This window comes from Pseudomonas sp. Pseusp97 (assembly GCF_047304025.1).
Lineage (GTDB): Bacteria > Pseudomonadota > Gammaproteobacteria > Pseudomonadales > Pseudomonadaceae > Pseudomonas.
Genome location: NZ_JBGLYK010000183.1, coordinates 1 through 11891, shown reverse-complemented (window position 1 = coordinate 11891; position 11891 = coordinate 1). Strand labels below are relative to the sequence as shown.

The window sequence follows — 11891 nt, the reverse complement described above, 5'->3', positions numbered from 1 at the left end:
CGGCTGGACACCGCCAGCCTGCGAGCAGGTGCGCGCCTTCGCCCGCGCCAACCGCCTGCCGCTGGTGGCCTCGTTCCGCCGCCAGGACCTGATCGACAACCGCGACGAGCAGTATGTCGGCCAGCTCGGTTTCGGCGCCTCGCCCGCGCTCACCGCGCGGGTGCAGGAGGCCGACCTGCTGATCGTGCTCGGCACGCGCCTGAGCGAAACGCCGACTGCCGGCTACACCCTGGTCCAGAGCCCGCGTCCGCTGCAGAACATGATCCACGTCTACGCCGACGCCAGCGAACTGGGCCGCGTCTACCAGGCGGACCAGAGCATCCAGGCCGGCATGCCGGAGATCGCCGCCGCCCTCGCCGGCCTCGCGCCCCTCGCCGAGACGCCCTGGGCCGAATGGACCGCCGCTGCCCGCGCCGACTACCTCAGCTACATCGCCCCGCCGCGGAACGCAGAACCGCCGCAGGGCGTGGATCTCACGCAAGTCATCCAGCACCTGAACGAAACGCTGCCGGAGGACGCGGTGATCAGCAACGGCGCCGGCAACTACGCCGTGTGGGTGCACCGCTTCTACCGTTATCGCTCGCCACGCAGCCAGCTCGCTCCCACCAACGGCGCCATGGGCTACGGCTTCCCCGCCGCCATAGCCGCCAAGCTGCGCGATCCGCAGCGCAGCGTGGTGTGCTTCGCCGGCGACGGCTGCTTCATGATGTACCCGCAGGAGCTGGCCACCGCCGTGCAGTACGGCGCGGCGCTGACCGTCATCGTGGTCAACAACGGCATGCTCGGCACCATCCGCATGCACCAGGAGCGCGAGTACCCCGGTCGCATCAGCGGTACACAACTGCGCAACCCCGACTTCGTCGCCCTCGCCCACGCCTTTGGCGCCCACGGCGAACTGGTAGAGCGCACCGAGGATTTCGCCGCCGCCTTCGCGCGAGCCCAGGCCAGCGGCAAGCCGGCGCTGATCGAACTGCGCACCGATCCGAGGCAGATCACCCCGGTTGCGCGGCTGCCGTAAGGGCTTTTCCCTTCATACGCAGGGTCGCAGGCTTCGCTAAGCTGCACCGGGTCAAGGCATTGCGCCCGCGCCAGCGGGCACAATGGCGCCGGGAATTCGCTAGGGAAGCGCATGAGTCTGCAACTGATCTGGGTCCTCGCCCTGCTCGCCACCGCTGTCGGGCTGTTCGTCATCAACCGTCCGCGCATGGACGTGGTCGCCCTGCTGGTGATGGTCGCCCTGCCGCTGTCGGGCATCCTCAGCGTGCAGGAATCGCTGGCCGGCTTCGCCGATCCCAACGTCATCCTGATCGCCGCGCTGTTCGTCATCGGCGAGGGACTGGTGCGAACCGGTGTGGCCTACCGCATCGGCGAGTGGCTGACGCGCCGCGCCGGTGCCAGCGAGACGCGCCTGCTGGTGCTGCTGATGCTCGCCGTGGCCGGGCTCGGCTCGGTGATGAGCTCCACCGGCGTGGTCGCCATCTTCATCCCGGTGGTGCTGAGCATCGCCGCACGCCTGCACGTTTCACCGCGCCGCCTGATGATGCCGCTGAGCTTCGCCGGCTTGATCAGCGGCATGCTCACCCTGGTCGCCACCGCGCCCAACGTGGTGGTGCACAGCGAGCTGGTGCGCGAGGGTTCGAAGGGCTTCGGCTTCTTCAGCTTCACGCCCTTCGGCCTGGTCGTGCTGCTGCTGGGCGTCGGCTACATGCTGGTGGCGCGTCGCTGGCTGGGGGACGACGCTGAGGACGACAAGCAGAGCGTCAAGCGCCGCACCCTGGGCGACCTGATCCGCGACTACCAGCTCGCCGGCCGCGAGCGCCGCCTGCGCATTCGCCACGATTCGCGGCTGGTGGGCATGAGCCTGAGCGAGGTGGAGCTGCGCGCCCGCGCCGGCACCAACGTGGTGGCCATCGAACGGACCGCGCATTTCCGCATGAAGATCCTCAGCCCCAACGCGAATATCCAGCTGCAGGCCGGCGATGTGCTGCTGGTGGATATCTTCGGCGAGCGCACCGATCTGCTGGGCCTCTACCACGACTATGGCCTGGAGCCGCTGAGCCTGCAGGGCGACTACTTCAGCGAGCGCTCCCATGAGGTCGGCATGGCCGAAGTAACCCTGCCGCCGGAGTCCACCCTGCTGGGCAGGAGCGTGCTGGACCTGGAGTTCCGCAGCCAGTTCGGCCTCAACGTGGTCGGCCTGCGGCGCAACCGCGAAGCCGTGGTGGACGGGCTGCTGGAGGCCAAGCTGAAGGTCGGCGATACCCTCCTGGTGGTCGGCCCCTGGAAGGACATCCGCCAGTTGCAGACCCGCGGCCGCGACTTCCTCGTGCTCGGCCTGCCCATGGAGGTGGACGAGGCCGCCCCCGCCGCCAGCCAGGCGCCGCATGCGCTGTTCAGCCTGGCGGTGATGGTGATCCTGATGGTCAGCGGGCTGGTGCCCAATGTCATGGCCGCGCTGATCGCCTGCCTGCTGATGGGCGCGTTCCGCTGCATCGACATGGACAGCGCCTACCGCGCCATCCACTGGCAGAGCCTGCTGCTGATCGTCGGCATGCTGCCCTTCGCCCTGGCCTTGCAGAAGACCGGCGGTATCACCCTGGCGGTCAATGGGCTGGTCGGCGCGCTCGGCGGCGCCGGGCCCTATGCCATTCTCGCCAGCCTGTTCGTGCTGACGGCGGTAATCGGCCTGTTCATCTCCAACACCGCCACCGCCGTGCTCATGGCACCGGTAGCGATCGCCACGGCCAAGGCCCTGGGCGCCTCCCCCGAAGCCTTCGCGATGATCGTCGCGCTGGCCGCGTCGGCGGCCTTCATGACGCCGATTTCCTCGCCGGTGAATACGCTGGTGCTGGGTCCGGGGCGCTATCGCTTCGCCGATTTCGTCAAGGTTGGCGTACCCTTCACGATTCTGGTGATGATCGTCAGCGTTGTGCTGGTACCCTGGCTGCTGCCGCTGTAGCCGCACCTAAAGGAGACGTCTCGATGGAAGTGAGCAAGACCAAAAGCAGTTTCTACCGCCGCCTCTACGTGGCCTGGCTGATCGACAGCGGCACTGCCACCAGCGTCCCGGCGCTGATGGAAGCCACCGGCATGCCCCGGCGCACCGCCCAGGACACCCTGGCCGCGCTGGCCGACCTGGACATCGACTGCGCCTTCGAGCAGCACGACGGCGAACGCAACAACGCCGGCCACTACCGAATCCGCGACTGGGGTGCCATCGATCCGCGCTGGATCGCCGCGCACCTGCCCAGGATCAAGGACATCCTGCAGTACCCCTGAGCCCGCCCGCATGCTTGCCGTCCCGCCCGCCCTCTGGCGCCTGCGCCGACTGATCCTGCTGCTTGCCTTCGCCGGTGTGCTGGCCCTGCTCTACCGCGCCAGCGGCCTGCACGAGGAGTTCAGCCTCGACGTCCTGCGCAACGAGCTGACCGACAACCGCCTGCGCGGCCTGCTGCTGTTCGTCGGGCTGTTCGCCCTGGGTAACCTGCTGCACATCCCCGGCCTGCTGTTCCTCGCCGCCGCGGTGCTGGCCATGGGCAAGTTGTGGGGCGGGCTGATCACCTACTGCGCGGCGGTGTTCTCCTGCGGCTTCACCTTCCTGATCGTACGCGCCGTCGGCGGCAATGGCCTGCGCCTGCTGAACAACAAGCTGACCCGCGCGGTGTTCAGCCACCTCGACCAGCGCCCGGCCAGCAGCGTGTTCCTGCTGCGCCACGCCTTCATCACCTCGCCGACCCTGAACTACAGCCTGGCGCTCTCCGGCATCGGCTTCTGGCCTTACATGCTCGGCACCCTGCTCGGCCTGCCGATCCCGCTGCTGCTCTGCTGCCTGCTGTTCGACCAACTGGGCAACGTGCTGCTCGGCTGATGCGCCCATCTGTGGGAAAATCCCCCACCGCATCCCAGCCCCGCGCGCCCTCATGTCGAATCTGCCGAAACCGCCCAAGTCGTCGAAACGCCCCGCCGCGCCGACAAAACCTGCCCAGCCCCTGCGCGATCCCGCCGCCAAGCGGCCGAACCTGCTGCACCCGCGCAACCGCCACCAGGGCCACTACGACTTCCCGGCGCTGATCGGGGGCTGCCCGGAGTTGGGCCGCTTCGTCATCACCAACCCCTACGGCAAGCCCAGCATCGACTTCGCCAATCCAGAGGCGGTGCGGGTGTTCAACCGCGCGCTGCTGAAGGCGCAATACGGCATCGGCCAATGGGACATTCCCGCCGGCTTCCTCTGCCCGCCGATTCCCGGCCGCGCGGACTACGTGCACTACCTCGCCGACCTGCTTGCCGAGGACAACGGCGGCAGCGTGCCGCGCGGGCCAGACGTGCGCATGCTGGACATCGGCGTCGGCGCCAACTGCATCTACCCGCTGATCGGCCACCGCGACTACGGCTGGCGCTTCCTCGGTTCGGACATCGAGCCGGCCGCCCTGGCCTCCGCCCACGCCATCGTCAACGGCAATCCGGGCCTCGCCGAAGCCGTCGAACTGCGCCAGCAGCATGATCCGAAGCACATCTTCCGCGGCCTGCTCGGCGCCGATGAGCGCTTCGACGCGACCCTGTGCAACCCGCCCTTCCACTCATCGCCCGAAGAAGCCAGCAGCGGCAGCCGGCGCAAGTGGAAGAATCTCGGCAAGCTCGACCCCTCGCGCCAGTTGCCCAGTCTGAACTTCGGCGGGCAGAACAACGAGCTGTGGTGCGAAGGCGGCGAGATCGCCTTCCTGCGCAGGCTGGCGGCGGAAAGCGCCGAAGTCGGCCAGCAGGTGCGCTGGTTCAGCTCGCTGGTGTCCAAGGCCGGCAACCTCGACGATCTGCGCCGCGCCCTGAAGAAGGCCGGCGCCGTCAGCATCCGTACCGTGGACATGGCCCAGGGGCAGAAGCAGAGTCGCTTCGTCGCCTGGACCTTCCTCGAGCCGGAACACCGCCGCTACTGAAACAAACCGCCACCGCTGGGCGCACAGGGGCTCGGCGGATAACCGCAGGCGGTTATTCGCCCTACGTCCTCGATCCGAAGCCCTGCCGAGCCCGACCGTAGGGCGCATAACGCGGCACGCGTTATCCGCCGCCACCCGGCACTCAGGTCTCGGCGGCAAGCACCGGCGCCCGTTCCCGGCCCAGCAGCAGGAACACCAGCCCGGCGACCGCCAAGGTCACGCCCGCCAGCAGCTCCAGCACGCGGCTGAACACTGCCACGTAATCGCTGCGCAGTTGCTCGGGCGCCAGCTGCGGAAGCTGATCGACGACCGCCGCCAGATTGCCGATGGCCAGTTGGTTGGCACTCATCAGCCGATCCGCCGTGGCCAGACCCAGCGGCTCCATCTGCGCCGCGATCAGCGTGGCCAGCAAGGCGCCGACCACGGCAATGGCCACCGCATCGGCAGACACCCGCACCGTATTGAAAATGCCCGTCGCCATGCCTGCACGCTCGCGCTCGACCACGCTCACCGCCAGGCCATCCATCAGCCCCCAGGGCAAGCCGATACCGATGCCGATCACCAGCAGCGGCATATCCGGCGCCACACCACCCGCCAGGTTGCGTGCCAGCCACAGCAAACCGCCCGCCACAATCAGCAGGCCAATCGCCGAAAGGCTGCCTGCGCTGAAATGCTTCGCCAGCAGCGCCGCCAGGAAAGGCACCACCAACAGCGGCGCCGACAGCGCCAGCATGGTCCAGCCGGCCTGCAGCGCGCCCTGCCCTTCGACGCCGATGAAGCGCCCGGGCAGCAGCACGATCAGCACCACGTAGGCGAACGCGGGCGACGCGCCCAACAGCTGCACGCCGACGAAGCGCCATTGGCTGAACAGCGACAGATCGAGCAAAGGTCGCTGTACACGACGCTCCAGGGCAATGAACACGACCAGCAACACGACACTCAGCACCAGCGTCGTGATCACGGAGAGACTCGCCCAGCCCTGCTCAGGCGCCAGCAGCAGACCATAGGTGAAGAGACTGAGAGCGGCGGTGAAGCTCAGCGCGCCAGGCCAGTCCAGGCCGCGCGCCTGCGGGTCGCGGGTTTCGCGACAATAGCGCACCACCACCGGCACCGACGCCAGCGCGCAGACCGCCGGCACCAGGAACACCCAGCGCCAGCCCGGCCCGTCGGTGAGCCAGCCGGCGAGCAACGGGCCGAACGCCAGGCCGACACCGAAGGTCGTGCCCAGCAGGCTGAACACGCGCGTACGGATCGGTCCGTCGAATTCCTGCGCCAGTGCCGCCATCGCGGCGGCAAAAGCTGCCGAACCACCGGCCCCCTGCAAGACTCGTAGCAAATCGATGACCGCCACCGAACCCGCCAGCGGGATCGCCAGGGTGGTCAGGCAGAACAGCGCCAGGCCCACCAGCCAGACGCGCTTGCGCCCATACACGTCCGCCAGGCTGCCGGCCGCCATCATCGCCGCGCCATAGGCCAGCACATAGCCGTTGACGATCCAGTTCAGCGCCACCGCCGAGCCACCCAGCTCATGGGCAATGGCCGGCAGCACCACGGCCGGGCCGGTGAAGCACAGGGGAATCAGCACCGCCGTCAGGCTGGCCGCGAGCAACAGCAGCCAGCGCGAGGCCTCGGATCGGGTTTCAGGGAGGTCGTGGGAAGGGTTCATGGCGGGTCCGTAAGGAATCGAGGAAGACCTGCCACAAGCTAATCAACCCGCCATTACGGAAAAACAGGCTAGGATTCCGAACATAACGGACGTCGATGTCCGCAATCGCTTCCCCATTGCGCGGCACAATGGCCGCCCGCCCTCCCGGATACCCAACCATGGACAGCCTCAACGGCCTGCGCGTGTTCCTCCAGGTCGCCGAGACCCTGAGCTTCGCCCAGGCCGCACGCCTGCTCGGCCTCTCCGCCTCGGCGGTGGGCAAGAGCATCGCGCGCCTCGAAGAACGCCTGGGCGTACGCCTGTTCCACCGCAGCACGCGCAGCCTGAGCCTCTCCAACGAAGGCCAGCTGTTCCTCGACCGCTGCCGACGCATCCTCGACGAACTGGAAGCGGCGGAGCAGGAACTGGCGCTATCGACGCAGCAGGCGCGTGGCCGGCTGAAGATCAGCATGCCGCTGGTGGCCGGGCTGCTGCCGCAGGTGCTGCCGGAATTCCTCCGTTGCTACCCGCGCATCCAGCTCGACATCGACTTCACCGACCGCCTGGTGGACGTCATCGAGGAGGGTTTCGATCTCGTGGTGCGCGGTGGCGAGCTGCGCGACTCGCGGCTCAAGGCGCGCAAGCTGGGCGACTTCAGCCTGCTGCTGGTGGCCTCGCCCGGCTACCTGCGCCAGTACGGCACGCCACGGCGCCCGGCGGACCTCAACCAGCACCTGTGCCTGCACTACCGCTATCCGAGCAGCGGGCTGGTGCAGCGCTGGCCGCTGCAGCTCGCCCCCGGAGAAACGGAGCCGCGCCTGGAAGGCGGGCTGATCTGCAACACCGCCGACATGCTGATCAACGTCGCCAGCCAGGGCATGGGCATCGCCTGCCTGCCCGACTTCGCGGTGCGCAGCGCGCTGAACGACGGCCGGCTGGTGCAGGTGCTGAGCGAACACACCGCGCACCTGGGCAGCTTCCATGCGCTGTGGCCGGCGGGCCGGCGCATGTCGCTGAAGCTGCGGGTGTTCCTCGACTTTCTCGGCGACCGCCTGTTCGTCACCCGTTGAGGGTGGAGCCGCCGATCAGCGGATGAACTGCCTGCTGATCTCGCGGAAGCCTTCCGTCCCCGCGCGCTCCATCCACTCGAAGGCGACCATTTCCCGGGAGACGATCACCGCGCCCGCCTGGCGCATCCTTTCCAGCGCCAAGGCCTTGTCCTGCGGGCGACGGGAGCCAACCGCCTCCGCCACCACGAACACCTCGCGGTCCTCCGCCAGCAGGCCGAGCACCGTCTGCAGCACGCAGACATGGGCCTCGGTGCCGCACACCACGAACTGCCGGCGCTCGCCTCCAGGCATCTGCAACAGGCCGGGATCGGTGACGGCGGAAAAGGCGATCTTCTCCAGGACTTCGCCATCGCTCAGCTCATCGCGCAGCGCCGGCACGGTCGGCCCAAGACCCTTCGGATACTGCTCGGTGGCCAGCACCGGTACACCCAGCCGCCGCGCGATCGCCAGCAGCCAGGCGCTGTGTTCCAGGACCGCCTCGTTGTCGTGGATCGCCGGGAACAGGCGCTCCTGAATGTCGATGATCAGCAGGCAGGCGGTTTGCGCGCGCATCAGCATGGCCAGGTTCCTCGCAGGTTCAACCTGTGTTTTTCGGCTCAGGAACCGGCGCTGTCAACCTGTGCGCGGCGCATCTCTTCGGCGAGCACATCGGAATAGACGGCGTCAGGCTGCCGCTGGCAGCGCTCCAGCACTCGAGGCAGAGCAGCATCGAAGCGCTTGTCGATCAGCCGGTTCTTCTCCACATCCAGCTTGCCGCTGAGCTGGGAGAGCAGCAGCGCGCCACTGGTCATGCGGAAGGTCGCCAGTTGATCCAGCGGCCGGTCCGGGTAGGCCTGGTGGAATTCGGCATACTGGCTGCTGATGGCGCTGCAAGGCTGGGCGAGGAGTTCACGCACGGTGTTCGCCAGGCTCTCCTCGGAGTTCCCCGCTGCCTTGTCCGAGGGCAGTATCGGGGTGCCGGCTTCGGCCTGCTTGAACTCGAAGGTCTTCACCACCTGCCATGGAGCGGTGTACTTGGCGGTCGGCTGCCAGGGCTCGAAGCGCCACTGGGATACACGCTCGCGCACGGCTTCGGCCAGCGCGGGGTTGCTCGACTCGAGGATCTGCACGTTGGCGACCTCGCCGCTGGCCTCGATATCGAAGGAGGTCTTCACCCTGCCGTCGATACCCCGCGGCCGGAACTGCTGCGGATACTCCGGCGGCGCCGTGTCGCGCGGCACCAGTCGTGGCGTCTCGTCCTTCGGTACGCTGCTGCAGGCCGTCATTGCCGCTACCGCCAGCAGCAGGCCAATACGCGCGATACCCCACTTCCTCTCCATGCGATGCAATCCCGAAGCTCCGTTTTCATGAGGGGCGCGATGGTAGCGCTGCGCCACCTTCCCTCACAAGCATCGGGCCCCTCTTGGCAGGCGCCGCTCCAGCAAGCACCCTATGCGGCGCCAGAACAACACAACAACGAGCCTGGGAGAGAAGGGAATGGGCAAGAGCATCAGCATCGCCGCGCGTGACGGCAGCGGCAGCTTCAGCGGTTATCTCGCGGTACCGGCCAGCGGACACGGCCCCGGCGTGGTGATTGGCCAGGAGATCTTCGGCGTCAATGCCAACATGCGCAGCATCGCCGACAGCTACGCCGAGGAAGGCTATGTCGCCCTGGTGCCCGACCTGTTCTGGCGTCTGCAGCCGAACCTGGAACTGGGCTACAGCGAAGCCGAGTTCGGCCAGGCCATCGGCCTGTTCCAGCGCTTCGATGTGGACAAGGGCGTGGACGACATCGCCGCCGCCATGGACGCCCTGCGCGCCCTGCCTGAGGTCGAGGACCGTGGCATCGGCTACGTCGGTTTCTGCCTGGGCGGCAAGCTCGCCTACCTCACCGCCGCGCGCACCGACGCCGCCTGCTCGGTGGGCTACTACGGCATGGGCATCGAACAGATGCTCGACGAGGCGCAGAACATCAAAGGCCGCCTCGTGCTGCATTTCGCCGAGCAGGACGTGTACTGCGACGCCAACGCCCGCGCCGCCATCGGCGAAGTCCTCGGCAAGCTGCCGAAGGCGGAAATCTACAGCTACCCCGGCGTCGACCACGCCTTCGCCCGCCCGGGCGGCATGCACTTCGACAAGCCCGCCGCGCTGATGGCCCACGAGCGCAGCATCGGCGCGCTGAAACGCGAGATCGGCCCGGACTTCGACCTGTCGCAGCTGTGGGAAGACCACATCCACCACGAATTCGCCGCCCGCGATGTACCCGCCACCATGGCAACCATGGTCGCCCAGCCCTACGTCAACCACATCCCGACCATGACCGGCGGCGTCGGCCAGGACGACCTGGCGCGCTTCTATCGCAACCACTTCGTGCACGGCAATCCGCCGGACATGAAGCTGGTGCCGATCTCCCGCACCGTCGGCGCGCTGCAGGTAGTGGACGAGTTCGTCATGTGCTTCACCCATTCCACCGAGATCGACTGGATGCTTCCCGGCGTGCCGCCCACCGGCAAGTATGTGGAGATCCCCATGCTCGGCGTGATCCGCTTCCGCGGTGACAAGCTGTGCCACGAACACATCTACTGGGACCAGGCCAGCGTGCTGGTGCAGATCGGCCTGCTCGACCCCGCCGGGCTGCCGGTGGCCGGCGTGGAGACAGCGAAGAAGCTGCTCGACGAGAGCCTGGAATCGAACACCCTGATGACCAAGTGGAAGGACAGCGAAGGCCGCTGATCCACCTCGATGAACCCAAGGAGCACCCGATGTACCCCATAGGGAAATGGACCTGCGCCGCGCTGCTGGCCCTTGCCGGCAGCGCCAGCGCGGCGGAGCGCACCGCGCAGCCTTGCGACGACGCGACCTTGCAGACACTGGCCGGGCTGCTCGGCCAGCAGGGATGGCAAGCGCCGCAGTCCGGTGCGGCCACGCCGGTAGTGGCCGCAGCCTGCAAGCCCTGGCCGGACGACCCGCAACTGCAGGTGGTAGCCGTCGCCTATAGCCCGGAGGGCGACAAGGCCGAGCCGGGTGAGCGGAACCTGAATCTGCTGGTCGGCCAGCTCGACACGCAAAGCGGCAAGCTGGTGACGCGCAGCGACGACAGCATCGGCGAGGACGCCATGGTGGAAATCGACAGCTCCAGCCTGTGGCTCGACACCGCGCGCTATCGCCTGGCGCCGGACACGCGCGGCTTCGGCCTGGTCATCGGCAGCGTGGCGCGCGGCGCGAGCTGTCCGGACGCCTGGTCCTACGACGACTTCAGCCTCTACGCGCCGCAAGGCGACAAGCTCAAGGAAGTGTTCCGCACCTACCTGCGGCAGTGGACGACGCTGGAAGGCCAGACCTGCAGCAACGAACACACGGTGATCGAGCGCTCGCAACTCACCCTTGCGATGGGCCAGGAAAGCCACCATGGCTATACCGACCTCATCATCAGCGCGAAGGTGCAGCGTGAATCGGCGGGCGAGGATGTCGGCGCGCCGAAGACCGTGCGCACCACTGTCAGCTATGACGGTACGCGCTACCCGTTCGAGGAGTTCTCCACCTTCTGGCAAAGCAAACCCTGACCTGTAGGAGCGAGCTTGCTCGCGAACCATCTGGTCTGGGGTGCTGCGCAAACGCCTGTTCGCGAGCAAGCTCGCTCCTACGAAAAGCAGTAACGAAAAAGGCCCCTCGCGGGGCCTTCTTCATTTTTCGGCACGAGGATCAGTGCCCGGTGTTATCCCCACGGCGGCTGGTTTCGAAGAGGAACCAGGTGCGTTGCTCGGTCTCGTCGATCCAGTTCTCGATCAGGCTGGCGGTGGCAATGTCGTGGTGCTCGTCGCACAGGTCGTGGACCTCGCGCATGTAGGAGGTCAGCGCTTTGTTGTCCTCCTGCAGCTCGGCCAGCATGTCCAGCGGCTGCACGAACTCGGCATCGTTGTCGAGGATGCGCTTGAGCTTGGCGATATGGCCGATGGAGCGGATGGTGTTGCCGCCGATCTTGCGATTGCGTTCGGCGATGGCGTCGGTCATCGCGAAGATTTCGGTGGCGTGATCGTCCAGCAGCAGGTGGTAGTCGCGGAAGTGCGGACCGCTCACGTGCCAGTGGAAGTTCTTGGTCTTCAGGTACAGCGCGAAGACATCCGCCAGCAGGCGATTGAGCGCGGCCGAAAGGTCGCGGGTTGCGTTCTTGCTCAGGTCCGACGGTGTGGCCAGCGCGGGGGCGCGGCGCGGCGCGGCCTTGGCAGCAGCCGGTTTGGCGGCAGAAGTCTTGGCGGCGGGCTTGGC

The 11891-nt window shown here is 67.5% G+C and carries 12 protein-coding genes; 8 read left to right on the top strand and 4 right to left on the bottom strand.

From position 1 onward, the window contains the following. From ACCC94_RS22945 to rlmF, 5 genes are all read left to right on the top strand, one after another. The coding region (locus tag ACCC94_RS22945) for a thiamine pyrophosphate-dependent enzyme (protein WP_413351886.1) at positions 1-1018 on the top strand (1018 nt) is incomplete at its 5' end. 111 nt (positions 1019-1129) lie between these two features. After that, the gene (locus ACCC94_RS22940) at positions 1130-2959 is read left to right on the top strand and encodes an SLC13 family permease (protein WP_413351884.1); all 1830 of its coding nucleotides are present in this window, start codon (positions 1130-1132) and stop codon (positions 2957-2959) included. A gap of 23 nt (positions 2960-2982) precedes the next feature. Continuing rightward, positions 2983-3279, top strand: coding sequence for a winged helix-turn-helix domain-containing protein (locus tag ACCC94_RS22935; protein WP_301532901.1), 297 nt, complete (start codon positions 2983-2985; stop codon positions 3277-3279). 10 nt (positions 3280-3289) lie between these two features. Beyond that, complete coding sequence (locus tag ACCC94_RS22930) at positions 3290-3868, top strand: VTT domain-containing protein (RefSeq protein ID WP_413351883.1); 579 nt, start codon at positions 3290-3292, stop codon at positions 3866-3868. A gap of 52 nt (positions 3869-3920) precedes the next feature. Beyond that, positions 3921-4931, top strand: coding sequence for a 23S rRNA (adenine(1618)-N(6))-methyltransferase RlmF (gene rlmF, locus ACCC94_RS22925; RefSeq protein ID WP_413351882.1), 1011 nt, complete (start codon positions 3921-3923; stop codon positions 4929-4931). Positions 4932-5073: 142 nt separating this feature from the next. Here the strand turns inward: rlmF and ACCC94_RS22920 are convergent, their stop codons facing one another. Next, positions 5074-6597 (bottom strand): MFS transporter, encoded by a 1524-nt coding sequence (locus tag ACCC94_RS22920; RefSeq protein WP_413351881.1) that lies wholly within the window; start codon positions 6595-6597, stop codon positions 5074-5076. Between the two features lie 158 nt (positions 6598-6755). On the opposite strand from ACCC94_RS22920, the gene ACCC94_RS22915 reads away from it, so the two are divergent. Then, entirely contained in the window at positions 6756-7646 is an 891-nt protein-coding gene (locus ACCC94_RS22915) for a LysR family transcriptional regulator (protein ID WP_413351880.1), read from the top strand. Positions 7647-7661: 15 nt separating this feature from the next. On the opposite strand, the gene ACCC94_RS22910 is transcribed toward ACCC94_RS22915, so the two are convergent. Together ACCC94_RS22910 and ACCC94_RS22905 are read right to left on the bottom strand one after the other, a co-directional pair. Next, complete coding sequence (locus ACCC94_RS22910; protein WP_413351879.1) at positions 7662-8204, bottom strand: hydrolase; 543 nt, start codon at positions 8202-8204, stop codon at positions 7662-7664. Between the two features lie 38 nt (positions 8205-8242). Beyond that, positions 8243-8965, bottom strand: coding sequence for an energy transducer TonB (locus tag ACCC94_RS22905; protein ID WP_413351878.1), 723 nt, complete (start codon positions 8963-8965; stop codon positions 8243-8245). Positions 8966-9122: 157 nt separating this feature from the next. Between ACCC94_RS22905 and ACCC94_RS22900 the strand changes: the two genes are divergently transcribed. Both ACCC94_RS22900 and ACCC94_RS22895 read left to right on the top strand, forming a co-directional pair. Continuing rightward, positions 9123-10358, top strand: coding sequence for a dienelactone hydrolase family protein (locus ACCC94_RS22900; protein WP_413351877.1), 1236 nt, complete (start codon positions 9123-9125; stop codon positions 10356-10358). A gap of 29 nt (positions 10359-10387) precedes the next feature. Further along, positions 10388-11188, top strand: coding sequence for a hypothetical protein (locus tag ACCC94_RS22895; protein ID WP_413351876.1), 801 nt, complete (start codon positions 10388-10390; stop codon positions 11186-11188). Between the two features lie 139 nt (positions 11189-11327). Here ACCC94_RS22895 and ACCC94_RS22890 read toward each other — a convergent pair whose 3' ends face one another. Further along, on the bottom strand, positions 11328-11819 hold the full coding sequence (locus ACCC94_RS22890; RefSeq protein ID WP_413351887.1) for a Dps family protein: 492 nt from the start codon (positions 11817-11819) through the stop codon (positions 11328-11330). Positions 11820-11891 lie beyond the last annotated feature (72 nt).

What these genes read in the sequence shown, in the direction of transcription:
- ACCC94_RS22940 (WP_413351884.1), top strand. Translation starts at nt 1,130, where the DNA reads ATGAGTCTGCAACTGATCTGGGTCCTCGCCCTGCTCGCCACCGCTGTC.
- ACCC94_RS22935 (WP_301532901.1), top strand. Translation starts at nt 2,983, where the DNA reads ATGGAAGTGAGCAAGACCAAAAGCAGTTTCTACCGCCGCCTCTACGTG.
- ACCC94_RS22930 (WP_413351883.1), top strand. Translation starts at nt 3,290, where the DNA reads ATGCTTGCCGTCCCGCCCGCCCTCTGGCGCCTGCGCCGACTGATCCTG.
- rlmF (WP_413351882.1), top strand. Translation starts at nt 3,921, where the DNA reads ATGTCGAATCTGCCGAAACCGCCCAAGTCGTCGAAACGCCCCGCCGCG.
- ACCC94_RS22920 (WP_413351881.1), bottom strand. Translation starts at nt 6,597, where the DNA reads ATGAACCCTTCCCACGACCTCCCTGAAACCCGATCCGAGGCCTCGCGC.
- ACCC94_RS22915 (WP_413351880.1), top strand. Translation starts at nt 6,756, where the DNA reads ATGGACAGCCTCAACGGCCTGCGCGTGTTCCTCCAGGTCGCCGAGACC.
- ACCC94_RS22910 (WP_413351879.1), bottom strand. Translation starts at nt 8,204, where the DNA reads ATGCTGATGCGCGCGCAAACCGCCTGCCTGCTGATCATCGACATTCAG.
- ACCC94_RS22905 (WP_413351878.1), bottom strand. Translation starts at nt 8,965, where the DNA reads ATGGAGAGGAAGTGGGGTATCGCGCGTATTGGCCTGCTGCTGGCGGTA.
- ACCC94_RS22900 (WP_413351877.1), top strand. Translation starts at nt 9,123, where the DNA reads ATGGGCAAGAGCATCAGCATCGCCGCGCGTGACGGCAGCGGCAGCTTC.
- ACCC94_RS22895 (WP_413351876.1), top strand. Translation starts at nt 10,388, where the DNA reads ATGTACCCCATAGGGAAATGGACCTGCGCCGCGCTGCTGGCCCTTGCC.